General features: G+C 52.6%; 26 protein-coding genes. 6 read left to right on the top strand and 20 right to left on the bottom strand.

The genetic code is table 11. From position 1 onward, the window contains the following. The first annotated feature begins 32 nt into the window (after positions 1-32). The gene (locus RB298_RS20330) at positions 33-1,472 is read left to right on the top strand and encodes an amino acid ABC transporter substrate-binding protein/permease (protein WP_430623471.1); all 1,440 of its coding nucleotides are present in this window, start codon (positions 33-35) and stop codon (positions 1,470-1,472) included. Beyond that, positions 1,465-2,193: an amino acid ABC transporter ATP-binding protein gene (locus tag RB298_RS20325; RefSeq protein WP_012818432.1), complete on the top strand. Its 729-nt coding sequence runs from the start codon at positions 1,465-1,467 to the stop codon at positions 2,191-2,193. Before RB298_RS20330 ends, RB298_RS20325 begins: the two co-directional genes overlap by 8 nt. A gap of 1,193 nt (positions 2,194-3,386) precedes the next feature. Here the strand turns inward: RB298_RS20325 and RB298_RS20320 are convergent. The 8 genes from RB298_RS20320 to RB298_RS20285 all read right to left on the bottom strand — a co-directional run bounded on the left by RB298_RS20320 (position 3,387) and on the right by RB298_RS20285 (position 11,520). Next, complete coding sequence (locus tag RB298_RS20320) at positions 3,387-4,466, bottom strand: sensor histidine kinase (protein WP_096777140.1); 1,080 nt, start codon at positions 4,464-4,466, stop codon at positions 3,387-3,389. Further along, the gene (locus tag RB298_RS20315; RefSeq protein WP_096777139.1) at positions 4,466-5,146 is read right to left on the bottom strand and encodes a response regulator transcription factor; all 681 of its coding nucleotides are present in this window, start codon (positions 5,144-5,146) and stop codon (positions 4,466-4,468) included. The genes RB298_RS20320 and RB298_RS20315 overlap by 1 nt, the downstream gene beginning before the upstream one ends. Before the next feature lie 38 nt (positions 5,147-5,184). After that, positions 5,185-6,981: an ABC transporter ATP-binding protein gene (locus RB298_RS20310; RefSeq protein WP_012818429.1), complete on the bottom strand. Its 1,797-nt coding sequence runs from the start codon at positions 6,979-6,981 to the stop codon at positions 5,185-5,187. Between the two features lie 323 nt (positions 6,982-7,304). After that, positions 7,305-7,574: an HPr family phosphocarrier protein gene (locus RB298_RS20305; protein ID WP_006207570.1), complete on the bottom strand. Its 270-nt coding sequence runs from the start codon at positions 7,572-7,574 to the stop codon at positions 7,305-7,307. A 101-nt stretch (positions 7,575-7,675) separates the two neighbouring features. Further along, on the bottom strand, positions 7,676-8,605 hold the full coding sequence (whiA, locus tag RB298_RS20300) for a DNA-binding protein WhiA (RefSeq protein WP_009593666.1): 930 nt from the start codon (positions 8,603-8,605) through the stop codon (positions 7,676-7,678). A gap of 5 nt (positions 8,606-8,610) precedes the next feature. After that, positions 8,611-9,552 carry a gluconeogenesis factor YvcK family protein gene (locus RB298_RS20295; protein WP_175320789.1) on the bottom strand — a complete coding sequence of 314 codons (942 nt, stop codon included), beginning with the start codon at positions 9,550-9,552 and terminating at the stop codon, positions 8,611-8,613. A 57-nt stretch (positions 9,553-9,609) separates the two neighbouring features. Further along, on the bottom strand, positions 9,610-10,518 hold the full coding sequence (rapZ, locus tag RB298_RS20290) for an RNase adapter RapZ (protein WP_009593644.1): 909 nt from the start codon (positions 10,516-10,518) through the stop codon (positions 9,610-9,612). A gap of 51 nt (positions 10,519-10,569) precedes the next feature. Further along, the gene (locus RB298_RS20285; RefSeq protein WP_009593637.1) at positions 10,570-11,520 is read right to left on the bottom strand and encodes an ROK family glucokinase; all 951 of its coding nucleotides are present in this window, start codon (positions 11,518-11,520) and stop codon (positions 10,570-10,572) included. Between the two features lie 312 nt (positions 11,521-11,832). Between RB298_RS20285 and RB298_RS20280 the strand changes: the two genes are divergently transcribed. The 4 genes from RB298_RS20280 to RB298_RS20265 are packed head-to-tail and all read left to right on the top strand — an operon-like array spanning position 11,833 to position 15,296. Continuing rightward, on the top strand, positions 11,833-12,756 hold the full coding sequence (locus RB298_RS20280; protein WP_096777138.1) for an ABC transporter ATP-binding protein: 924 nt from the start codon (positions 11,833-11,835) through the stop codon (positions 12,754-12,756). Between the two features lie 2 nt (positions 12,757-12,758). Next, positions 12,759-13,505: an ABC transporter permease gene (locus tag RB298_RS20275; RefSeq protein WP_012818425.1), complete on the top strand. Its 747-nt coding sequence runs from the start codon at positions 12,759-12,761 to the stop codon at positions 13,503-13,505. 20 nt (positions 13,506-13,525) lie between these two features. After that, the gene (locus RB298_RS20270) at positions 13,526-14,752 is read left to right on the top strand and encodes a sensor histidine kinase (protein WP_486048270.1); all 1,227 of its coding nucleotides are present in this window, start codon (positions 13,526-13,528) and stop codon (positions 14,750-14,752) included. Next, positions 14,685-15,296, top strand: a complete 612-nt coding sequence (locus tag RB298_RS20265) for a response regulator transcription factor (protein WP_051425405.1) — start codon at positions 14,685-14,687, stop codon at positions 15,294-15,296. The genes RB298_RS20270 and RB298_RS20265 overlap by 68 nt, the downstream gene beginning before the upstream one ends. Positions 15,297-15,421: 125 nt before the next feature. Here the strand turns inward: RB298_RS20265 and RB298_RS20260 are convergent, their stop codons facing one another. From RB298_RS20260 to RB298_RS20205, 12 genes are all read right to left on the bottom strand, one after another. Beyond that, positions 15,422-16,435, bottom strand: coding sequence for a serine hydrolase domain-containing protein (locus tag RB298_RS20260; RefSeq protein ID WP_096777136.1), 1,014 nt, complete (start codon positions 16,433-16,435; stop codon positions 15,422-15,424). Positions 16,436-16,555: 120 nt separating this feature from the next. Beyond that, entirely contained in the window at positions 16,556-16,924 is a 369-nt protein-coding gene (locus RB298_RS20255) for a LytR/AlgR family response regulator transcription factor (RefSeq protein ID WP_213579907.1), read from the bottom strand. A 36-nt stretch (positions 16,925-16,960) separates the two neighbouring features. Next, the gene (locus RB298_RS20250; protein WP_486048267.1) at positions 16,961-18,835 is read right to left on the bottom strand and encodes an ATP-binding protein; all 1,875 of its coding nucleotides are present in this window, start codon (positions 18,833-18,835) and stop codon (positions 16,961-16,963) included. 13 nt (positions 18,836-18,848) lie between these two features. Then, positions 18,849-20,045: a 7TM-DISM domain-containing protein gene (locus RB298_RS20245; protein ID WP_486048265.1), complete on the bottom strand. Its 1,197-nt coding sequence runs from the start codon at positions 20,043-20,045 to the stop codon at positions 18,849-18,851. Between the two features lie 218 nt (positions 20,046-20,263). Further along, a complete protein-coding gene (locus tag RB298_RS20240; protein ID WP_012818421.1) occupies positions 20,264-20,461 on the bottom strand; it encodes a hypothetical protein in 198 nt (65 codons plus the stop codon). Positions 20,462-20,752: 291 nt separating this feature from the next. Then, positions 20,753-20,929 carry a hypothetical protein gene (locus tag RB298_RS20235; RefSeq protein ID WP_009595674.1) on the bottom strand — a complete coding sequence of 59 codons (177 nt, stop codon included), beginning with the start codon at positions 20,927-20,929 and terminating at the stop codon, positions 20,753-20,755. 103 nt (positions 20,930-21,032) lie between these two features. Beyond that, positions 21,033-21,782, bottom strand: a complete 750-nt coding sequence (locus RB298_RS20230) for a DUF3891 family protein (RefSeq protein ID WP_486048263.1) — start codon at positions 21,780-21,782, stop codon at positions 21,033-21,035. A 25-nt stretch (positions 21,783-21,807) separates the two neighbouring features. Then, positions 21,808-22,011 (bottom strand): DUF4177 domain-containing protein, encoded by a 204-nt coding sequence (locus RB298_RS20225; RefSeq protein WP_486048261.1) that lies wholly within the window; start codon positions 22,009-22,011, stop codon positions 21,808-21,810. Between the two features lie 70 nt (positions 22,012-22,081). Next, the gene (locus RB298_RS20220) at positions 22,082-22,543 is read right to left on the bottom strand and encodes an NUDIX domain-containing protein (protein ID WP_486048260.1); all 462 of its coding nucleotides are present in this window, start codon (positions 22,541-22,543) and stop codon (positions 22,082-22,084) included. Positions 22,544-22,782: 239 nt separating this feature from the next. Continuing rightward, positions 22,783-23,007, bottom strand: coding sequence for a hypothetical protein (locus tag RB298_RS20215; RefSeq protein WP_486048258.1), 225 nt, complete (start codon positions 23,005-23,007; stop codon positions 22,783-22,785). A gap of 48 nt (positions 23,008-23,055) precedes the next feature. After that, on the bottom strand, positions 23,056-23,742 hold the full coding sequence (locus RB298_RS20210; RefSeq protein WP_192570106.1) for a cytochrome c oxidase subunit 3 family protein: 687 nt from the start codon (positions 23,740-23,742) through the stop codon (positions 23,056-23,058). Positions 23,743-23,777: 35 nt separating this feature from the next. Beyond that, positions 23,778-24,884 (bottom strand): VanZ family protein, encoded by a 1,107-nt coding sequence (locus tag RB298_RS20205; RefSeq protein ID WP_096777131.1) that lies wholly within the window; start codon positions 24,882-24,884, stop codon positions 23,778-23,780. Positions 24,885-24,948 lie beyond the last annotated feature (64 nt).

Below are 24,948 nucleotides of genomic sequence, written 5' to 3'. Positions count from 1 at the left end.
GGTGTTAAGAACAGGAGGTCATTATGAAATCATTGCGTGTATTCTACGTGTTCATGTCACTGCTGCTCCTCATGGCCGTTGGCGTTCCCTATGGATCGGTAAGCGCGGCGGGAGAGCCAGCCTCCGGCAAAACCTATCAGATCGGAACGGACGTTACGTTCGCCCCGTTTGAATTCCAGGATGCGAGCGGCAAATTTGTCGGCATCGATATGGATCTGCTGGATGCGATCGCGAAAGACCAGAACTTCAAATACGAGATCAAGCCGCTCGGCTTCAATGCGGCGGTTCAGGCGCTGGAAGCCAATCAGGTGGACGGCGTCATCGCGGGCATGAGTATCACGGATGAACGGAAGCAGAAATTCGATTTTTCCGATCCCTATTTTGATTCGGGCGTTGTCATGGCCATCCGCCAGGACCAGGAATCCATCAAATCCTATGAGGATTTAAGGGGGAAAAAGGTTGCTGTCAAAACCGGTACGGAGGGCTACAGCTTCGCGGAATCCATATCCTCCAAGTACGGCTTCACCATCGTGCCTTTTGACGATTCGGCCCAAATGTATGACGATGTCAAAACCGGCAATTCCGTTGCCTGCTTTGACGATTTTCCCGTACTCGCTTATGGAGTGGAACAGAACAACGGTCTGAAGATCGTTACGGAGATGGAGCCCGGCGCCTCCTACGGATTCGCCGTCAGCAAGGGACGGAACCAGGAGCTTCTGCAGAAGTTCAACGCTGGTTTGGTGAATCTGAAGGCAAGTGGAGAGTACGATCGCATTAAGGAAAAATATATCGGTGAGAATGCCGTAAGCGCACCGAGTCAAAGCCGCTGGGGACTAATCGTGGAGTCGCTGCCTTCCCTGCTGAAGGGCCTTGGCAATACGCTGCTGCTGACCATCGTGTCGCTGTTTTTTGCGTTTTTCCTAGGGCTGATCTTCGGTTTCATGAAGGTCGGTCGCAATCGATGGCTCCGGGGCATCGCCACCGTATTCGTGGACATCTTCCGCGGCATTCCGCTGCTGGTGCTTGCCTTCTTCATCTACTTCGGCATTCCGCAGGCGTTCGGCTTCACGATGTCGCCGATCGTCGCAGCGGTCCTGACGCTGAGCTTGAATGCCGGCGCTTATGTCACGGAGATTATTCGCGGCGGCATTCAATCCATTGACCCCGGACAGCTGGAGGCGGCCCGCTCGCTCGGACTGCCATACCGCAAAGCCATGATGAAAATCATCATTCCGCAGGCGATCAAAGTCATGATTCCGACCTTTATTAACCAGCTGGTGATCACGCTGAAGGATACGTCCATCCTGTCGGTGATCGGTCTGGTCGAGCTGACCCAATCCGGGAAGATCATCATTGCGAGAACGTTCGCCTCGTTTGATATCTGGCTCGTGGTGGCCATCATGTATCTGGTCGTGATCACGATTCTGACGAAAATTTCGGACCGTCTGGAAAGGAAGGTGCGTCATGGATAAAATCCGCATAGAAGGACTGAAGAAGAGCTTTGGCACGAACGAGGTGCTGAAGGGAATCGATATGCAAGTCCAGGAAGGCGAGGTTGTCTGCGTGATCGGGCCATCGGGCTCGGGCAAAAGCACCTTTCTGCGCTGCATCAACCGGCTGGAGGAAATTTCGGCTGGCAGGGTCTTTGTCCATGATCAGGATATCAATGACCCTAAAACGAACATCAATAAGGCGCGCGAGAACATCGGCATGGTGTTCCAGCATTTTAATCTCTTTCCGCACTTCAACGTGCTGAAGAACATTACCTTCGCCCCGGTCGAGCTGGGCAAGCAAAACGCCGCCGAGGCACGTGCCACGGCGCTGAAGCTGCTGGACCGAGTAGGCCTCTCCGATAAGGCGGAGGCTTTCCCGAGCCAGCTGTCCGGCGGCCAGAAGCAGCGCGTGGCGATTGCCCGGGCTTTGGCGATGAATCCCGACATCATGCTGTTCGACGAGCCGACCTCGGCCCTGGACCCGGAGATGGTCGGCGAGGTGCTCGGCGTCATGAAGGACCTGGCGCGCGAGGGCATGACGATGATGATCGTTACGCATGAGATGGGGTTTGCCCGCGAGGTTGCGGACCGGGTCATCTTCATGGACGGCGGGTATATCGTAGAGGAAGGTCCGCCGGAAGAGGTGTTCGGCAGCCCGAAGCATGAGCGGACCATCAGCTTTCTGGAGAAGGTGCTGTAACGGTGCAGCTGAACCAGCTTCACCGATCTGTTACCGTGCGGCTGCATACACCGTGCCTACTACACCTGTGCGCACGGTGAGTGGCCTCGGGGTGTGCTTGGATGGTTGTCGACAGTTCAAAGCTGCAACCTATGGTCCGGCTGGCCCGTTAGAGTGAACCAACCGGTTATTGTACGACTATGGTTGGCATCTGCTTGTTATCGTACGACTATGGAATGGCATCTGCTTGTTATCGTACGGCTATGGAATGATATTGCATATTATCATTTAGAGCCCACTTCGATAGTTATACGATGGCTGCATGCTGCTTTAGAGCAGCTAACGGACCGAGAGGACCTTATTCGAGGGAAAATAGGGACTTTTCGAAAATTACAGGACCGAGGATCCGTTATTCCTTCAAAAAAGCGGCATTTGCCGATACAAATTCTTGAATAACGGATCTAGTGTCCGCTATTTCCAAATATGGCCGTGATTTTGGCAAATAAGGTCTATGGTGTCCGATAAATCCCCAAGATTTCCAGGAAAAGCTTATATTGCTCTCGTATCATCCCTGTAATGCCTTGAATCACTTGTTGCTGGAGTTGCTGGGTTTCTTGAGTTGGTTGACTTACTTGTAATGTCTAAACTACTTGTATTACTGGTTTGGCTTTATATCACTTGTTTCTTATATTGCGTATAATGCTTGTATTGCTTGTATTGCGTGTACTCCTTATAATGCATGAATCACTTTCATTGCTTGAATAGCTTACCCTAGCTGTTTTTTTGTATTGCTTGCATTGATTGCTTTTGGTAATGCTTGACTTCCTGTATTCCTATTAATGGTTGAATTGCTCATATGCTCATATGACTTGTATTGCTACTGCTTGTACGAACGCGCTGCTATCTACTGTTTTAGCTAATCACATACTCTCCCCGTCAACGGAAAGCTTGTACATATCGCATCGCGTATAACTCCATAAGGAGTAAGGACGACAAGTCCTTACTCCTTATTTATGGCTATGACCCGCCCCCTACTAAAAGTGCCCGGAAGCCAGCCATGTTCCCACGCAGTGACCCCCTTTGCTCAGAAAAGACAAAACACTCCGCCCCATGCCCTCCCCAGTTCCTGAAGGAGAGCCCGCAACCATCACCGATTTCTTGGGTGGTTATCCAGCTCCGTCTGCCTCAAACTTTATAACTCAAGCCGCACACGATCACTGCTTTGTATCGCCGGAACTCTTGTATGGCACCACCACGGTAAATGCCGATCCCTTCCCCGGCTCCGATTGGACCGTTATTCTCCCTTGGTGGATATCCACGATCCGCTTCACGATCGACAACCCAAGCCCGCTGCCGCCAGCCGCGCGATTACGCGATTTGTCCGCTTTGTAGAAGCGCTCGAAGATATGCAGCTGATCCGAGTCCGACATCCCGACCCCCGTATCGGTCATGGTAACCTCGGCTCCGTCTTCCCCTGCCTTCAGCACGATGGTGATCATGCCGTCCTCGGGCGTGAACTTGATGCTGTTGTGCAGCAAGTTGGTCCACACTTGACTCAGCAGATCCTCCGTCGCCTCAATCTCGATCTCGGCGAGATCGAGATCCACCTGAATCCGTTTCGCCAGCCACTGCGGCTCATGCGCCAACACGACGGCGCGCAGCTGCCCGTCGAGCCGGTAACGGGCCCTTTCGAAGGCAGGCTGATCGCCTTCCAGAGACGACAGCTTCAACAGATTGTCACTCAGCTGCGACAAACGGCGGCCCTCTCCCTCGATGATCTCCAGGTAACGGGCTCTCTTCTCCTCGGTGAGACGCGGATTTCGGAGCGCCCTTGCAAACCCCCGAATCGAAGTGAGCGGGGATTGGATTTCATGGGACACGTTGGAGATGAAATCCTGCCGCATCGTCTCCATGCGCCCCAGCTCGCCGGCCATGTCGTTAATGCCGGAAGCAATCATCCTGAACTCCCCGCGCCATTGGTGTTCATCCATCTTCACACTGAAATCCCCCTGGGAGATCCGGCGCATAGCATCCGTAATGGAATTCAGCATGGCCATTTGCCGGTGCTTGAAGAACATCCCCACGACCAGCATGCACAGGAAGAAGATAATGACGCCGACAAACAAGTCGATCAGCTGGACGGCATAATCCCATGGCGGCGTTCCCGTCCAGTTGTAAACAAACCGCGTTACGTAAGTCGCCGCCGTCCATGACGCTCCCAAGACCGCGAAGATTAGGATGGTCTGAATCGTTTCCCGAACGATTTTCCACAAGATTTTGAGCGGTCTCCTCATCAGCTCTCACCTGCCTCCAGGCGATACCCCAGGCCGCGCACCGTTCGAATCCTGAACCGGTACTTCTCCTCCGGGAACCGTTCCCGCAGGCGATTCACGTGAACGTCCAGCGTGCGTTCGTTCCCTTCAAAGTCATACCCCCATATATCCTCGATCAGCCGTTCGCGCGGCAGCGTGCTCCCCGGATAACTGGCCAGCTTGAAGAGCAGCTCAAACTCCTTTAACGGCAAGGTAAAAACCTCATCGCCGGCTTTGGCCTCATAGGTTTTGCGGTTCATCTGCAGGTTACCGATCGTGACCGTCTGCGATGCGGCTACCTGATATCGCTTCAGCAGCGCTTTGACGCGTACGACAAGCTCCGCGGGCTCAAAAGGCTTCACGAGATAATCGTCCGTGCCCAGCTCAAAACCCTTCACGATCTGCCTCGTCTCCCCTTTTGCCGTCAGCATCAGCACCGGAATGCCGGTATTCCTCCGAATCTCCCGGCAAAGCTCCCATCCGTCCATATTGGGCATCATGATATCCATCACGACCAGATCGACCGAAACTTGCTCCATCACGGACAGGGCCTCAACGCCATCCGAGGCCTCCATCACCTCTTCCATCCCCGCCTCCTCCAGGAACACCTTGATAAGTTCGCGGATGTTCGGATCGTCGTCCACAACCAATATTTTTGCCATGATGGCCCCCCTTCCTTCTATGGCTCTACAAGCTGCCTTTAAGCCTCGATTGCCTCATTCATCTGCAGCTGCTGAACGGCAAACTCCCTGTACATATCATGCTGCCCGATCAATTCATCATGCGTTCCCCGGCCGGTCACCGTTCCTTTTTCTATAAATATGATCTGATCGGCCCCCACCACCGTGGATAACCGGTGCGCGATAATGATCGTCGTCCGTCCAGCCATGAGGTTCTTGAGCGCCTTCTGCACCTCGATCTCGGAACGGCTGTCCAGACTGGAGGTGGCTTCGTCCAGCATCAGGATCTTGGGATCCCGCAGCAGAGCCCTGGCGATGGCAATCCGCTGCCGCTGTCCGCCCGAGAGCTTCACGCCCCGTTCGCCCACATCCGTATCAAAGCCGCTTGGCAGTTCATCAATAAATCCATCGGCATACGCCATTTCTGCCGCTCTTCGAAGCTCAGCGTCACTCACTTCGCGGTCCATTCCGTAACATAAGTTGTCGCGTATGGTTCCGGCAATCATCGGACTTTCCTGCGATACATAGCCGATCAATCCGCGCCAGGAACGTAAGGAGAAGGTATCTATGGGCGTCTTGCCCAAGCGGATCTGTCCCTTCTGCGGCAGGTAGAAGCGCTCCAGCATGGAGAACAGCGTCGTTTTCCCTCCGCCGCTCGGCCCGACCACGGCCGTGACCGTCCCCGGCTCCATCTGAAAGCTGATATCATGCAGCACAAGCTCATCGGGCTTATACCCGAACGAAAGGTTCTCGATCGACACCCGTTGGTTGGCATCCGCCACCTCGTCACCGGCCGTAATGGATTCTTCGTCTGCATCCAGGGTTTCCAATATTCGCTCCGTCGCTCCCTTCGCCTTCTGCAGCTGGGTAAAAAACGTCGTTAACTGCGTCATCGGCATGACGATCTGAATCAGGTACAGGATGAACGCAACCAGCTCTCCCGCGGTCAGTGCTCCGGTGGATACCTGCAATCCGCCATACCCGATCACCACCACCAGCAGCATCATCAGCACAAAAGACATCAGCGGTGCGATCCAGGCAGAGACTACGCCTTCCTTGATACCGAAATTCAGCAGGTTGGTGATGCCTTTGTTCCCGTTCTCATACTCTCTATTCTCCGCATTAGAGGCTTTAACCAGCCGAATCTCCGACAGCACCTGGCTGATATTCGCCGTAAACGATGCCGTCTCGTCCTGCATGCCCAGCGATATTTTGTACATCTTCCTGCCGAGCGGGACAAGGATCAGCGCCGCTATCGGAATGACGATAAACATCGTCAGCGTCATTTTCCAGTTTAGATAAAGGAGCACCCCAATGGAACCCACAATGGAGATGATTCCGCTGAAGAATCCGGCCACATGGTCTGATATGAGGCTTTTGATCACTCCTGTATCATTCGTCATCCGGCTGACCGATTCCCCCGAACGGTTATGATCGAAATAGCGGATCGGCAGCACAAGCAGCTTTTTCCACAGCCGCTCCCTCAGGGCAGCCACCATCTTTTGTCCCGTATAGCTTAACAGAAAAATCGAGACCCCGGCAGCAATCGTCTGCACCACAAACGCGATGCCGAGCCCAATGATATGGGACCGATTCATATCCGTCAGCGAGAAGCCATCCACCAGGCTCTTCGTAAACATCGGTATGACAAGCCCGACCAAGGTTGAGATCACATTCAGCAGGATCGCCCCGATCAGCAGCAGCATCGGCGGTTTCGTTTCCTTCAATAACCGGAAGAACGCCTGGGAACCTGCTTTCTTGCTCCCGGCCTGTTCTTCGCGCTTGATTTCCTGTATAGCAGTACCCGTTGAACTCATTGTATTCCCTTCCCTTCCCATCCTTATATATTGTCTGTAAGAAGAGAATATATCAGCAAGTTAAACTGAAGTTAAACGATGGCTTACGATTCGGAAAACAACGCAAAATAACCCCACCAAGTGGAGCTTATGCTTCGATGCTTATTCCCAATGCTTTGCGGCGACCCCAAAAACGGATTTAAAAAAGGACGGATGTCTCCGCCCCTTCTCTTCAATCATGTTCTTATGTACGCGACAAGCGAGCGAGAACCCCAAGGCAGCGCCTGATAGCAAAAAAAGCCTTGCTGTAACAAGACTTTTCTTAAACTTGAATCACGGTTACCCTATTGGTTCTCGAGTTCCTCTTTGCTCACCAAGTTCACGAGTGAAGTAACCGCTTGCTCAGCGTCAGCTCCCTCAGCACTAATATAAACTTCCGTTCCTGAGCTGATCGCAAGGCTCATAATTCCCATGATACTTTTGGCATTTACTTTTTTATCATCTTTTTCAACAAAAATTTCAGATGAGTATTTATTCGCTTCCTGAACGAACAGCGCGGCCGGTCTGGCGTGAAGACCCGTCTTTAACCGAACGACTACCGGGTGCTTTGTCATGAAAATTACCCCCTATCTAATAAATCTGCTGCATTGAAAGCGCGATTGACATTTTATAATATTATACCATTTTACCATACAGGACACTAGAAGAAAAAATCTTAAGCATTCCGAATCTTTTCGGCCAATTCATCGATTTTGCGCAGACGGTGATTGACGCCTGATTTGCTGACGGTTCCTTTGAGCAATTCGCCGACTTCCTTCAGGTTCATATCCGGATGAGCCAGCCGAATCTCTGCCACTTCCCGCAGTTTATCGGGCAAATTCTCAAGACCCACTTCCTTTTGGAGCAGCTTGATGTTCTCAATCTGACGGACGGCCGCGCCGATCGTTTTGTTCAGGTTGGCGGTCTCGCAGTTTACGATCCGGTTCACCGAATTGCGCATGTCCCGCATAATCCGGACATCCTCAAACTTGAACAAGGCCTGATGGGCACCGATCAAATTGAGGAATTCGATGATTTTTTCGCCTTCCTTGATGTAGAAGATGAAGCCCTTCTTCCGCTCGATGCAGCGTGCGTTCAGATGAAATTCATTCGCCAGGTCCACCAGGGACTGGCAATGCTCCTCATACATCGAGGCAATTTCCAGATGGTACGAAGACCCCTCCGGGTTGTTCACGGATCCGCCTGCCATGAAGGCACCTCGCAGATAAGCCCGCTTACAGCAATTTTTGCGAACGATCTGCTCGTCGATGCGCGATTGAAACAGAAAGCCTTCGGAGACGATGCGAAGCTCTTTCAGGATCTCCTGAACTTGGGCGGGAATACGAACGATATATACGTTATTCTTCTTCAAACGCATTTTTTTACGCACCAAAAGTTCGGTATGCGCCTGGAAATGCTTCTTAATTAAGGAATAAATACGTCTTGCAATCGCGGCATTTTCCGTCGAAATATCCAGGATTACCTTTTTGTTCGAAAGCTGAACAGAGCCGTTCATCCGAATGAGCGCGGACAGTTCGGCTTTTTCACAGCAGCTCTGGCTTTCGATCATCGTCAGTTCTTTCTTCGTCTGTGCCGCAAAGGACAAGGTACTCACCCCTTTCGTGTAATCCAATCCTGTACCAGCTGAAAAATATGATTGCTCAGCTTGTCAGCATCATGCCTTAAGTATGTTCTAAATAGCACAAGCTTATCGGCAATAAGTTTATATCCTCGGCTGGTCACCTCATCGCGGTCCAGCAGCACGGGCTTCGCGCCCTTCTGTGCATACTTGTCCTGAACCTGAGGCGGAATCTCACCATCATTAACAATAACATAATCGAACAGATGAAGACCAATATGGTCGTAAACGGCCTGCAAATGATCGCTCACCGTATAATTATCGGTTTCTCCCGGCTGCGTCATCACGTTGCACACAAACATTTTGATCGCTTCGGACGAGACAATGGCTTCGGCAAGCTTGGGAACCAGCAAATTGGGCAAAATACTGGTGTACAGGCTGCCCGGACCGATCAGAATCGCATCGGCCTGTTGAATCGCTTCCAGCGCTTCCGGCAGCGGTTCCACATGTTCCGGCTCCAGGAAGATCCGCTTGATGCGGCGCCCGGCCTCCGGGATTTTGGATTCGCCGGTCACAATCGTGCCGTCCTCCATCTCCGCATGCAGAATGACAGCTTCGCCCGCTGCGGGCAGCACCTGTCCGCGAACAACAAAAACCCGGCTCATCTCCTTGACTGCCGTGACAAAATCACCGTGCAAATCCGTCATGGCAGCCAGGATCAAATTGCCGAGGCTGTGCCCGGCCAGTCCCGAGCCATTCTTGAAACGGTATTTCAATATATCGGATAACAGCGGCTCCACATCCGCGAGTGCTGTCAGTACATTGCGAATATCTCCCGGAGGCGGCATCTGCAACTCGCTACGCAGTATGCCTGAGCTACCCCCGTCATCCGCAACGGTGACGATGGCCGTAATATCGAGAGGCTTTTCCTTGAGTCCCCGCAGCATGACGGACAGCCCGGTTCCTCCACCCATCACGACGATGCGGGGGCGCTTTCTAGCTTGCACAGCCACATTTATCACTTCCCTTAATTAATGCCGATCCCGCTCAGAATCGCGGTGGCTCACCGATACCGTCTCCGTTTCGCTGACGCCCAGCATTTTGCCGAGATACTCGGCAATCGCTACGGAACGATGCTTCCCGCCGGTACAGCCAATGCCGATGATCACCTGACTCTTGCCTTCCTTGCGGTACTGCGGGATCAAGAAATGCAGCATATCGAGCAGTTTGGTCAGAAAAGCTTGCGTCTCCGGCCATTTCATGACGTACTCGTATACATCGCTGTTTTGGCCGGTATTGGGCCGCAGATGCTCCACATAATGCGGATTGGGCAGAAAACGCACATCAAACACCAGATCGGCGTCAATCGGAATGCCGTACTTGAATCCAAAAGACGTAATATTGACCGATAACGTGCTGCTCTCCAAATGCGTGAAGCGAGAGATGATCTTCTCCTTCAAGCGCACAGGCTTCATGTTGCTGGTATCGATGACCTGGGTGGCCGAATTCTTCAGTTCATCCAGCATTTTGCGCTCCAATCGGATACCGTCGAGCGGCATGCCTTCCGGAGCGAGCGGATGGCGGCGACGGCTTTCCTTGTAACGCTGAACAAGCACGGAGTCCGTGGCATCCAGGAACAGAATCTCGCAGTGGATGGTGAAGTGGTCCTTGATGTAATTCAGCGACTCCGATAAAGCGGTGAAAAATTCGCGGCCACGCAGGTCGATGACCAATGCAACCTTGCCGATCTTACCCTTCGATTGATCGATCAGCTCCGCGAATTTCGGAATGAGCACCGGGGGCAGGTTATCAACGCAAAAGAATCCAAGATCCTCCAGACTTTGTACGGCCAAGGTCTTACCTGCTCCCGACATCCCGGTGATGATGATCAGGGTGGCCATGGATGATGTGTTGCTGCCGCGGTCGGCTGCTTCCAGCATCAGCTTTCCCTCCCTTATAAGTTTAGATCAGACGATGTATGGTGAATAATACTACGAACGCAAGTGCAAACCGGCTGCGCCAACAACGCCGGCGTCGTTGCCAAGCTCAGCTGGAACGATCCGTACGCCGCGCTGAAGCGGTTCCGGCGTCAGTTTAGCAAATACGGCACGAACTTCATTAAACAGAATGTCCCCGGCTTTGGATACGCCGCCGCCGATGATAAACGCTTCGGGATTCAACACGGCCGCAACGGCTGCCATGGATTTGCCGAGGTAATAGGCTGCGCGATTCACGATGCGAATAGCGACTTCATCGCCCGCTTTCGCAGCATCAAACACTTCCTTCGCCGCAATGCTCTCCACATGCGCAAGGGAAGTCCGGTCGCCGCGCTCAACGGCATCTTTCGCCATGCGGATAATGCCGGTTGCCGATGAAACCGTCTCCAGGCAGCCCATTTCGCCGCATCCGCATTGAATGGCTTCCAGATCAGGCACGACCGAGATGTGCCCAAGCTCGCCGGCCATGCCGCCAAAGCCTTGATAAATTTTGCCGTTTACGATAATGCCGCCGCCCACGCCGGTTCCGAGCGTGTAGCATACGCAGTTCTCAACGCCGCGTCCTGCGCCGCTCCAAGCCTCACCCAGGGCAGCCACATTGGCGTCGTTGTCTATTTTGACGGGCTTGCCGAGACGCTCTTCAAGCAGTGCGCGAATCGGTACATCTTTAAATCCTACATTCGGTGCCAGAATGATGATGCCTTCACGTATATTCGTAAACCCGGCGAAACCAGCTCCCACACCAGCAAGTTGATCCCAGCTGTATGGCGATTCTTCCACAATGTGACGCACATATTTCTCAATGTTGTCAATAACCGTGTCAACGCCTTTGGCTGTTTCCGTCGGCCCTTCGTACTTCTGCAGAAGATGCCCTTCTTCGTTACATATTCCAACTTTAATAGCTGTTCCGCCAAGATCGACACCGACGTAGATGTTCTCAGACATGTTTCAAGCCACCTTTTTCCTTCTATATTATAGATTGCTCCTACTGTACCCACTATAATTGAAGGCACTCCTGCGGTCAAGAGAAGACAACCGGACGTGAAACTCGAACCAGCCCTTTAAAATCGCCTCTGTAAACGCATACACGCACATCCGAAATCGCCCCTGTTTGTTCATGATCTTGCTTCCCCAACTTCCTCCGAAGAATCCAACATGACAAAAGTCACTCCGAAATGATGACATCCTTTACTAACGGCAACTCCTTCGCTTTCGTATGATGAGAACAGATCATTTCGATTACGGAGGAGCGATTCCATGACAAACCCAATCCATGAACCTATTGCAGAGCTGCGACAGGTAACCAAGATGTTCGGGAGCAAAAAAGCCGTCAACCAAGTGTCGTTTACGATAGAAAAAGGATCCATCACAGCCATTCTCGGTCCTAACGGGGCCGGCAAATCAACCGCCATCTCCATGATGCTGGGCCTTAAGGACGCCAGCGAAGGCAAGGTTCTCCTGTTCGACCAAAGCCCGAAGGACTTGAAGGTCAGAGAGAAGATCGGCGCCATGCTTCAAGAAGTCAGCGTCATGGACGGGCTTCGCACACGCGAGATCATCAACCTCATTCGCGGCTATTATCCGAATCCGCTGTCGCTTGACGACATCGCCCTGCTAAGCGGGCTCACACCCGAAGAGCTTAACAAATGGGCCGTTAAAATGTCCGGCGGCCAGAAACGCAAACTCAGCTTTGCGCTGGCGATTGCAGGCAACCCCGAGCTGTTATTCTTCGACGAGCCGACGGTCGGCCTGGATACCTCGGCACGCCGGTTATTCTGGCAGACGGTGCGCAAGCTGGCCGATCAGGGAAAAACCATCCTGTTCACTACGCACTACCTGCAAGAGGCGGACGATATGGCAGACCGCATACTGCTGTTCCATCAGGGTCAGGTGGCTGCAGACGGCACGCCGGAAGCGATCAAAGCCAAGCTGACCCGAAGGTCGGTCTCCTTTATCGTGGATGCAGACCACCGGCAGGTCAAGGAGCTGCTGCGTGAAGTACCCGGCGTCACCGATGTGTTTGAGAACAATGGCCGTTTGAACGCCGTCACGGATGATACGGACACGGCGCTGGCTGCCTTGTTCCGGGCCGGGCTCGCCGTACGCGACGTTCGCATCGATCAAGGAAGTCTGGATGAAGCATTTGACCTATTAACGATGGATCAAGGGGAGGCCGTATAATCATGACAACCTGGAAACTGATTACCTTACAATGCAGAATGGAATTGCTTCGAATGGTACGCAATCCGTATTATATTTTCTGGTCGCTGGCGATGCCGATCCTGTTCTATTTCATTTTTACCCGCGTCGTGAATACGGGGGCGGACGATGCCGGACAATGGCAGGCGCATTATCTCATGTCGATGGCATCCTTCAGCGTCATGGGGACCGCCATCATGTCCCTCGGCATACGACTCGTTCAGGAACGAGTACAGGGCTGGGCCGTATACATGCGTGTAACGCCGCTTCCCGGCAGCGTGTACTTCTTCGGCAAAATGTTTGTGCAGACGGTTATGCATCTGCTCTGCATCATCGTGATTTTCGTAGCCGGCTACCTGATTAACGGCGTCTCCCTCACCTTCGGACAGTGGCTGCTCAGCGGACTGTGGATTCTGATCGCATCCGTTCCGTTTCTTGCCATCGGCACCCTGATCGGCTCCATGAAACGGGTCGATACGGCAAGCGGCGTCAGCAACGGCATCTACTTGGGACTGGCCGTTACGGGCGGGATGTGGTTCCCGATCGAAGCGATGCCTTCTATCATGCAGGCCATCGGCAAGTGGATGCCTTCCTACCATTTCGGCGGAGGCGCCTGGTCGATCGTGCGCGGAGAAGCGCCGGGCCTGGACAATTTCATGGTTTTGGCAGGATATTTGGTCGTATTTATGTTACTATCCACCTATATTCGGAAAAAACAACAAGCCGATTAAGGAGATAGGATGATGGCTTCATGAAAAAATTGAAAGAGGCAAAATCCGCGGGGTTCGAGGTGTTTCCAACGCAGCTGGGGTTTTTCCCCTATTTATGGCTCATTTATATGTCCCTTCCCGTGATCAACATGCTGCGCGAGGAAGGCTGGAAGATGGGGATCGGCTTTGCGCTGATCGGCTTGTTTCTTGTCACCTACCGCCAGCTCTACTTCGCCGCGGGTACCCCTCGTTTCTTTGTGTGGCTGGGCATTCAGATGTCCATCATTTTCATTCTCTGCATGTGGTATCACCCGACCTACATGTACATGGGCTTTTTTACGGCCAATTTCATCGGCTGGTATACCGACCGGCGCAAATTCACGATATCCCTCGTGCTGTTTGGCATCATCGAGACGATTCCTTTAATCAAGAACGCGAGCATGCTGGGAAAGGATCTGCTCTTTATGATTCCTTTCTTTCTCATCATGCTGTTTTCGCCCTTCGGCATCCGCTCGCTGAACCGGCGACAGGAGTTGGAGAGGGAGCTCGCCGAGGCTAACGAGCAAATCCGCAATCTGATTAAAGGCGAAGAGCGGATGCGTATTGCCAGGGATCTTCACGACACCTTGGGTCATACCCTGTCTCTCATCACGTTGAAGAGCCAGCTTGTGGAGAAGCTGGCGGCTAAGGACCCCGTGAAGGCCCAACTGGAAGCCCGGGAGATCCAGAATACCTCGCGGGCTGCGCTTCGCCAAGTGCGTGAACTGGTATCCGATATGCGGACCGCCACCCTGCCCGAGGAATTATTGGAGGCCCAGATCATTCTGGAGAGCGCCGATATCCAGCTGGTCTCCACCGGTGATCCCAAGCTGGAGGGCATATCCGACTTGGCCCACAACATTCTGAGCCTCTGCTTGCGGGAAGCCGTGACCAACGTGGTAAAGCACAGCCAGGCAAGCCAGTGCCGAATCGACATCGAGTCGCTGGATAATGAATGGCGGCTGTTGGTGGCGGACAACGGAATCGGCCTTAAGGGCAAAGATGATGGGGCATCCAGTACCGACAGCAATGGCTTGAAGGGGATGGCGGAACGGCTGTCCCTCATCGGGGGCACCGTTGAGGCCGTCTCCGGGCCGCAAGGCACGAAATTGAGCATTCGCGTTCCGATCATCATCAAGAACCGGAAGGAGGACACCACCCATGAGCATCAAAGTTCTGATAGCCGAGGACCAGCGAATGCTGCGCGGCGCTCTGGCTTCCTTGCTTGATTTTGAAGACGATATCGATGTGATCGGTCAAGCCGGCGACGGCGAGGAAGCCCTATCGCAGATTGCCATCCATCAACCGGATGTTTGCTTGCTGGATATCGAAATGCCTGTGCGCAGCGGCCTCGAGGTGGCGGAGGAAGTAAAGCGGCGCGGGTATGCCAGCCGGGTTATCATCCTGACTACGTTCGCCAGGCCCGGTTATTTCGAGCGGGCCGTACAGGCCGGGGTCCAGGGCTACCTGCTCAAGGACGAGCCCAGCGAACGGCTGGCGGAAGCCATCCGGAGAGTGATGGATGGGCGCCGGGAAGTTTCCCCTGAACTCGTATTCGGGACGTTGTCCGGTGCGGGTGCCAACCCGCTTACCGAACGCGAACGGGAAGTGCTGCGGCTGGCCGCAGACGGAAACAGCTCCAATGATATCGCAGCGAAGCTGCACTTGTCCTACGGAACGGTCCGCAACTATATGTCCGAGATTCTAAGCAAGCTGAATGCCAAGAACCGGATCGAGGCCATCTCGTTGGCGGAAGAGAAGGGATGGATATAGGCCGGCAGCCCCTGGAGGCCTTTGCGAGGCGCGGGCGGTATGGCTTAATACGGTTTGTAAACGACCGTCCCATAGAGAAACAGCCCCGGGCGTGTTCATTGCCCGGGGCTGTTTTTATCACGGTATCAATTGAATAAAGCTTCCTCTATGGTTTGCATCATTTCAAAAGCGCCGTCGCTGGCATTGGATGCCACGACCAACGTATGCCCGGTGTCCGGATAATACGCGGATCGGAAATTCACGCCAGGGTCGTAGCCCATGACATGATATTTGTACACATTTCCATTCTTCTCGGTGATCCAGACGCCAAGCCCATATTTCAGGTCACTGTCCGGGTCGTGCGAATGGGCAGCCAGCAGCTGCTCCGTCATCGATGCCGAGAGCAGCGTATTGGACAAGAGCCCTCTCCATAGCTTTGCCATGTCCGGCGCCGTCACATATGCCCCGCCATCGGCATAACCCTGAATCGGAATGGCATACTGATTCGTTCTCCACGTACCGTCCTCCTCATCGATATACCCGTAAGCCGTATTCGCGGGCAGGCGATCCAGCGGGAAATATCCCGAATCGTTCATGCCGCAAGGCTCAAAAACAAACTGCTGGACATAATCCCGAAACGACAGGCCGGCATGCTGTTCAACGATCAGGCCAAGCAACACAAAGCCTGCATTGTTATAGTGGAATCTCTCGCCGGGTTGAAATTTCATGGGCTCATTCTGGAACAAAGGGAGAAAGTCCCTTCCGCTCCGGAGCGTATACATCGGCACGGCCTTCCACAAATCCTCAAAGTCGTCCATGACCTCTTCATCAAAGTAATCCGGAACGCCTGAGGTGTGGCTTAGTAGATGAAACACCGTAATCTCCGGGCTAACATGCGGCAGGCGAATATCCAGACACTCGCTCAGCTTGCTGTCCAGCGACAGCTTGCCTTGTTCAATAAGCTGACAAACCGCAATCCCGGTGAACAGCTTGCAGCCTGAAGCGATGCCGAACCTGGTGTCCGCTTGATTCGGGATGCGGTCGGCCCGATTGGAATAGCCGAAGGCGGCATTCCATATGATGTTGCGATTTTGATCCGTTAAGAGCACCGTTCCCGAAAAATGGCTGTTGGCAGCCCATTCCTCCATTTTATGTATCATCTGTTGATCCCATCCTTTATCTAGGATAGGCATATTTTAACATGAATGAGTAAAGGGGATCCCGGTACAAGACCAGTTTAACGAAAAAATACCCCGAATTCCGGAATTGCGTTCCGCCCATCAGAGGGAACTCCTCTCATGTCTGCGCTGCTCCAACTGCGTAACCGTGAGGCTGAAACGTTCCGGATCCACCGGCTTCAATAAATAATGGCGGGCATCCCACTCCGGTGAATCCGCGGCTTCGGCCGTCACATAGACGATATGAACGTCAGGCTCAAGCAGTACCAGTCTTTCGCCTGCTTCCAGCCCGGTCATTCCAGGCATATCGATGTCCAAAAATACAACATCCGCCTTGCAGGATCGCCATTGCTCTATTGCATCCTGAGCCCGAGTGAACATGCCTGCCACCTGCAGGCGCCCATCACGTTCAATGAGCCGCTGCATATGCATCAGCGCCGGATTCTCATCATCAATCACGATGGCTTTCATGTCGTCAATCCCTCCCCCTATTCGTTGTTCGTCACATCACGGACGAGAAGAAGGCACCTCAAAGCTTACAGAAGTACCGTTCCCGGGCCGACTCTCGATTTGAAGGCCTTTGCCGTACAGCGTAAGCAATCGGGCGTGTATGTTTCGAAGCCCCACGCCACCATCCGAATCGGACGCGGCGGAGAGCAAGGCGTTAACCTTCTCCTCGCTCATGCCGATGCCGTTATCCGAAACGGAAATGGTAATGTGCCCTTCGCGTTCATGAATGGAAATATGGACCGTTCCCCCGGATATCCGCTTCGTAATCCCATGCCGCACCGCGTTTTCCACGATCGGCTGTATACTGAGCGGCGGTACCAAGGCCTCTAATGACGCATGAACATCATATTCAACGGTTAAACGATCCTCGAACCGCGCCTGTTCCAGGAACAAGTAAGACTGCAATAAGGCCATTTCCTTCTGCAGCGGGCCAAGCTGGTCGCGGTTCTGGAAGTCGAAGCTGCCACGCAGATAATGGCTCAGCTCGATCAGCAGCCGCGTCGCTTTGTCCGGATCCGTATACAGCACGGCCAGAATGGTATTCAACGCGTTCGACATGAAATGCGGCTTGATCTGGGCTTGGAGGAAAGCCATCTCCGCCGAAATGGTCTGCCGAACGGACCGCCGGAGCTCCAGCAGATTCCGGACCCTCGCTCGCAGCTCATCGGCTTCCACCGGCTTTCTCAGGAAATCGTTCGCCCCCGCCTGCAGGCCTGTTCGAACATCGTCGGGCAAGCTTCGGGCTGTCAGCATGAGCATAGGCAGCTCGAAGAGCGTGAATTGCTGCCGGACCGTCATGCACAGCTGCAATCCGGACATCCCCGGCATCATCCAGTCCGTGATGACCAAATCGATCCCTTGCCCCGACCGGATGTGCTCAAGTGCCCGGGCTCCGTTGCCTGCGGTAATCAAATGGTAATTTTCTGCCGATAGCAGGCTGCGAAGCACCTGCAGATTAACCGGATCATCGTCAACCAGCAGCACGGTAGACCCCTTCGAATGCTGCCTAGGCTCATCCTGCTCGGGAACGCGTTCCTTTGCCGCGGCGACCAGGACTTCCCCCGTTCCTCCGAAGCCGGCCAATGTTGCCTGCGGGGGGATTTGCGTAGACGGCAGCGTAAAGTGAAAGGCTGAACCCGCACCGGGCATAGACTCGGCCCAAATTTCCCCTCCGCCCAGCTCTACCAGTTTTTTCGTAATGCTCAGTCCGATGCCCGTGCCGCTATATTCCCGATCGGATGCATATCCGATCTGATCGTAGGATTTGAACACATCGACCAGCCGCTCCGGTGAGATGCCGATCCCCGTATCCGTCACCGATATCCGCACATGGCCGTTCAGCGCATGCGCGGTGACCTGTACCGTTCCCGTCTCCGTGAATTTCACTGCATTCCCAAGCAGGTTATACAGAATTTGCCGCAATCGATCCTCATCGGTATCCAGCCATGGCAGATTGTCCGGCCATTCCTGCTTCAGGGAAAGCGGTTTGCCCGCGGCAAGGTGCGTCACCACTTCGAGCACGGATTGGGTGACAGCTTTCAGGTCGACCGGCTGCCGTTTAAGCACAATCTCCCCATTTTTCAATTTGCTAAAATCGAGAATATCATTCACGAGCGTGGATAACCGCTTGCCGGTGGACACAATCATGGACAGCTCCCTGGACTGTCGATCGCTTACGGAGCCCGAGCTTCCGTCCATCAGGGACTGGGCAATATTCACGATGCCATGCAGAGGCGTTCGAAGTTCATGCGATGTATTCGCCATAAATTCGTCCTTCAAACCATCCAAGGTCAGCAGTCTTCGGGAAAGCTGGTCTACGTCGGTAAACGCCCTGGAGAAGCGCTGAGCAAGCAGCATCGCCTGCGTTACCACAAACAGCAGCATCTCAAGCGGAACGATGGCCAGGCTGTTGTAAATAAACTCCCATTAAGCTGAGTACATGGACGGCAATCACCACCATAATGCTCAGAATGCCGATCACCATAAATTCCGTATCCGCAGACCTTCGCCAAATTCCCCTTCCCATCACGAACGTGATATATCCAATGATAAATACCGAGAACATATAAATGACCGGCTCCATTTTCGAGAAGACAACCGTGGGCAATGCAAGCCCGATTCCAACGGCTATCATCGTTGCCGCATTGCTTAAACGCAGGGCCCATCGGTGAACAAGGCCCTGAACGGCTTCCGCTATATACCGCAGCAAAAAATAATACACGAAGGCGGAAAAAACCAGCTGAATCCGGATGAACCATTCATATGAAAGATCGGGCCATACCGAAGACAACAGCTTCTGGCCGTGCGTAGCCACGTAGATCATCGAGGACAGACAGAAGAGCCCCAGATACAGGAGCGCTTTCTCGTTCCGCTGCATTCGATACAGCAGCAAAAAGTACATAGCAGGAATCAGGAAGCCCGCGAGGGTCATCAGATCGACAAACACGGCGGTTTCACGGCTCTTCATCACCGCTTTCATATCCCCGAATATCAGCGGTGAATAGATGCCGCCTGAAGAATAGATAAAGTTGGTCACCTGGACCAGGATTTCAACTTCCTTCCCGCTTATCTGGGCATAACCGACGTAGGGAATATTGTTCGGTGTGCTCCCCGCTTCCGACATGCCGGGGGAGCCGCTGGCCCCGATCTCCTGACCGTTCATAAAGATCCGGTTAGCCGTCCGTATGTTGCCGGTATGAAGGCCGTAAATGCCTTCCTCCGCCTTTAATCGAACAACCATCCTAAACGTTCCGACACCCTCAGGCCCGGACTCGCCGTTCTCCGTAACATAGCGGTTCCACTTGCCGGGTATCGATACGACGCTTGTGGGAGACGGCCTCTTCTCATTCGGTGTTCCGGGTCCAAAGCTCTCCGGGGTTAACAGCTGTCCCCGATAGAACTCCCACTCCCCGTTGAGCGGGACCCCGCCTTCCTTCGAAAAGTCCCACGCTGTTAAATCAATTCTTCCTTGGAAAGCTTCAGGACTTACATTCGGGGTCACGATAAACCGAACGATAAACCATATGGGCAAGAGTATAACCAATGCCAACCCCGCAAACATCACGCGCCGCTTTTTGTTCATGACTGACCTACTTCTCTATATAAATGTTAGGATTCTGCCAACATAGAGCTGCAAAGCTACCCCATATATCGGCATTTGGAAACAAGATGAAGAACCCCCTATAATCTATTCTCTGCAAGCATGAAAAAAACCCTCCTGCCAACCGTGGCGAATTCATCATTTATGAATCCGGTTCACGACTTGCTAGAAGGGCTGACTTATACAATTTACATATTGGACTAATATTTCGCCCACATGGTCAGCAGAATTACCGGGACCGCAAAAATAAGCAAACCGACCCCGATCATCGCGGCGACCTGCAGCATAAATGCTTGTTTGGATGGACCGGACGGCTGCGGTATTCCGCATTGAACGCAACGATTGGAGGCAGCATATACCTTACCGCCGCAGCTGACACAAATCCCATGATTCCTCATGATTAACGCTCCTTTGCTTGTTAAAACAACATCGACATCAAGACATTTCTATATCGGTTAACATGCTGTGATGAATCGAAGGCCGACCGCCATTAAAAAGCAATCATGGATGCCGGATTTTTATTTGTGAATATTATCACATAAATACGATCACAAGTAAAGACATGAATCGTTTATGATCCATGTTATCGGAACCTCCCCCTTCTGCTGATAAAATCAAAACCTGGAACCGGCACAAAACCAGGAAGCCTGCGGCTCCCTGGTGTATGCTTCTTTCCTGAAATCGGGGGGTTATTTGTTCTTGGCATGCAATACCAAGTTTCCTACTCCACCAATCGCAAACAACAAGGAAACGATTCCGAATCCCCATTGCCATGAGCTTCGATCCGTTATGAAAACAACCACCAAGAACGCTATCGCTGCCAAAAAATTAAGCAGTGCCACGATCAAAAATTCTTTTTTCTTCATTGTTCATCCTCAACATTCCTACAGAATCAAGTCTGTCCAGTCTACGTGCCGCTGTCGTGATCATATCATATTTTGGGCTGCGAAGTATGATTGCTTATTCAGGCTACCGTATAAATGTTATCGTCTGCTCGGTCCACGGCGCACCATCAAAAGCCTTCGCCACTCCCTGAGCAACAATCTCCGCCTTCAGCACGTATTTCCACTTCACCGTAGCCGACCATGCTCCTTCGAACAGAAACGGACTCAATCTGATCTCATGTTCGCTGGCCCAGGCCGCCAAGACCCTTTCCCCATCGATCGTCATATCGAAGCCCTCTTTGAACCATGGATGCTCCTGATCCTTGGAAACACCCGGCGCGTTCATGTTCACATAGAGCGAGATGTCGTCGCACAGCTGCAGCAGGCCAAACTGCCTGTGAATCACGGCTTCGCCCGGAAACGAATAATGATCACGCAGCCGTTTTTGCCGATCCAGCTCGTCATGATAGAATTCCACCAGCGGCGCTTCGGTGGCGTTTTTCATAAATGACGCGAAATGAAGGCTGCAGAGATACCCTGCATACGGACTCATCGCTTCGATCTCATCTACGCCCTTGGTATAAATCAGCATCTTCGGCATGACCGGATAATCGATAAAAGTGAACGGAGTCCGGCTTGCATCATTCCAGATCGGCGTATCATCCATCCGAAGCCAGGCGCGGTCATGCTCGGTTATAGCCAGCAGCACTTCTTCCCTAACCGTCTCATCCATAAACAGCTCTCTCCGAAAGCCCCGGGCCACATCGCCGGAGAAGCGGCCATGGTCGTCCTGGGTCGTCATAACAAAAGCATCTTCCGTCTCGCGAATGATCATCCGATCATCTCCCTTCGATTCGTCCTTACCCCAGATAAGCCTTTCGTTTCATCACGGCAATGATATCTCTGGACTGGCCTTGATGCACGCTCGTATCGAAACACGAGATCAATTCCCAGCCGTCAATCCCGTAGCTGTTCAGTAAATCTTCGAATTCTTCTTCGTTCACTTTCCCCCCAAGGAATCCTCCGGTTTTGTATTTCAGCGTTTTGTATTCCCGTTGATCCATAGTCGGCATCCCCCGTTATCCCATTGATTTTGACAACAAACCCCGAGACCTTCCAACCTGCAGACATCCATCAGTTCGTATCCCCGACATAGCAAACCGCTGAGCGTCCCGCTTTATCCATCAGCGGCTTGACCAGCGAGCGGGGATATATTCGTATCCCATCCAATGAAGACAAATCGATCCATTCCACGCCCACCTGGTATTCATCCGGGTTATGTCCTTGAAACAGATCCCCCTCATCCGCCAAACGGCATTCAAAATAAAACTCCACTTGGTGCACGTCGGAATCCCTTTCCGCGAACTCGTGGTTGGACCCTATGTATTCACGGACATGCAGCAGATCTTGAACTTCCACCCTGCGCCCGATTTCCTCCAGGCACTCCCTAACCACGGCTTGCACCAAGGTTTCGCCCTTCTCTTGCCCGCCGCCAGGGAACAGATAGAAGTCCCCCCATTGGTCTACATTCTTTGTTAAAAGGATTTGGTGATCTCGGACAATCATCGCTTTGGCCGAGTTTCGAATCGGTTTCATGGGCAATCTCCTTATCGTAACGTTTCTTTCTATTTTCTATTGTAGCAAAAATAAATCCTCTATAGGCGAACCCACTGCCTGCATATTGGTACAAACCGATAACAAGCCGGTATTCCATGAGCATGCTCAAAGAATACCGGCTTGTTTTGCGCTGGAAGCATAACTCTCGGTCCGGCTCTTTTTGCTAGCGCCTGTATGAGCCATCCTTCCGCTTCTTTAATACGATGACCGCCACGCACCTAACGATCAACAGGATCAGCCCTGCGGCAATCCAATCCTTGATGACCATCCCCAAGCGCAGACGCTTCCACGGGATTTTCCGACATGACATAGATCTTCCCGTCATTCACGACAAACGAATAAGCCCATGAGGCAAGTGCAGCGGGCGATGAACACATGACCAACAACAGAAGCGTAATCAGCGATATTTTCATATACCTTTCCGTGCGAAGAAAATTCGGCATGGTCCACCTCGGATATCAGAGTCATGTACCTTCGTTCGTAACGGGAGGCTATTTCACCTGCTTGCTCCTGCCATCGACGATCAGCTCGATGCCCGGCTCGTTCGTTCCGCCGGACATACTGTAGGAAGGGTCCGGCTGATCCAAGAAACCGTCAAAGGTTTCGCGAATCTCTATCCGGCCTCGCGGCCGAACCGTAACCACCTTAGGCTCGAAATCAATCGTCCTTCCGCCAATATCAAGGCTTAGCGGGCGTACCGTTACCTGCCGCTCGGTGCCGTAACTGTAAATTTGAATCTGGCAGCGTGCCAGAATAGCCTCGTTCTCTGTACGATAATCGCATTTGCTGTCTTTTTTGGTATAGGCGACGCTGGATATTCCGCTCGAATTGAAATTCGCCACAAACATGACGGACTCCGACACGAATGGAAAAACGACGATCCATGCGACACAGCCGATCATTACCCGGCTCAAAATCTTCGGATAAAGCGGGCGATAAATGCTCGTTACCCGCAGAATGCCGATCGTCAATAAGATAAGACCTGCAATAACGGGCAGATGAAGACCATAGTTGCCTTGCTTAGTCCATGGGGAGATCCCTGCCCAGCGGAACAGATCATCCCCGAACGAATAGCCCAGATGCTGATTGGAAATGAAGAGCAAACCCAGAATGATGGCAGAAATGGAGAGGATTTTGCCTTTCAGTTGTATCTCCTCCTCGACGAATCCATTTTCCACATTATAACAAATAAGAAGACCCGTGGTAACCTGCTTTAATCCGCTTTATCCACGGGTTTATTCTCTACGATAGCGAGCCTTGTTCCACTCTTGGCCTCATGCAGCAGCTTCCGGTCGCGATGAATGAGACATAACAGCACGTGAAGGAACACAACTGCGTCCAGCAGCAATATCCCCAGCGCGTACATCGCAAGCAGGACATTAGAACCGGTAACATTAACCGTAATGAACAAGGCATGGAACCCGCCCCATACCACATAGAGCAGGCCGTTGCGGACAATCACTTCCTTCAGCTTCAGATGTTCGCCCGCTCCGCGGATCTGGACCCGGACGACCCATTTCCCCAGCGTCTGCCCCTGCATCATATAAGGCAGCACGATATAATATAAAATCACGGCAAAGAAGTATGCACCCCTCACGTTTATTACGGTCAGCACGCCAATGATCGGCAGTATGACCGCTGCATCAATGCCAAAAGCAATGGCCCGGCGCGTATAACTGACCCGCTTCTGCGACAGATCCACCTTCTCATCCAGACGATCCAGGCGGGGCAGGTGATTTTTCATCCAATCGGCCAGCACGAGGCCCATCATTCCGCCCAGGGTATTCATCAGCAGATCGTCCACGTCAAACAATCGGTACGGGTGATCATAGAAGCCGTAAATGCCGGTCACCTGGGTTACCTCAAAGAACAACGACAAGCCGAACGAGGCCGCCAGACACGCAACCCAGGACGCTCTCGCATAATAACGAAGGAACATGCCGAACGGCACCACGAGTAAGACGTTAAACACGACCTGCAAGAAGGCTCTCTCCTTCAACAAATGCGTGTAAGTCGATGGCACGCCCCATACCACCTTGGTCTCCTTTAAGATGTCCTGTATGAAATTCAGCGGCATCCATTGCATAACCGAGGCCACATCCATCGGAGCATTATGGCGCGAGGCAGGCAAAGGAAGGAGCACAAGATACACTGCGTTCATCATGTACAGCAGGAATAAATACAGCAGAAATCCCCGGAATTTATTAAAATAACCATATTTGCGATACTGCACGATCAGAAAGGGAACTGCGCACAGCAAAGCCGCTATGGGAAAGGTTAAAAATGCATAGGATATCGGAAATAGATAGGCTTCCAGCATGCTCTCGTTCACTCCCTCCGTGATGTTCTACTTCTTATAAAGTACAGGACCAAGTTTAAATGGC

Source organism: Priestia sp. BR_2, assembly GCF_041954005.1.
GTDB lineage: Bacteria > Bacillota > Bacilli > Paenibacillales > Paenibacillaceae > Paenibacillus_AQ > Paenibacillus_AQ lautus_A.
The sequence above is the reverse complement of the archived record's forward strand: the minus strand, read 5'-3'. Positions and strand labels throughout refer to the sequence as shown.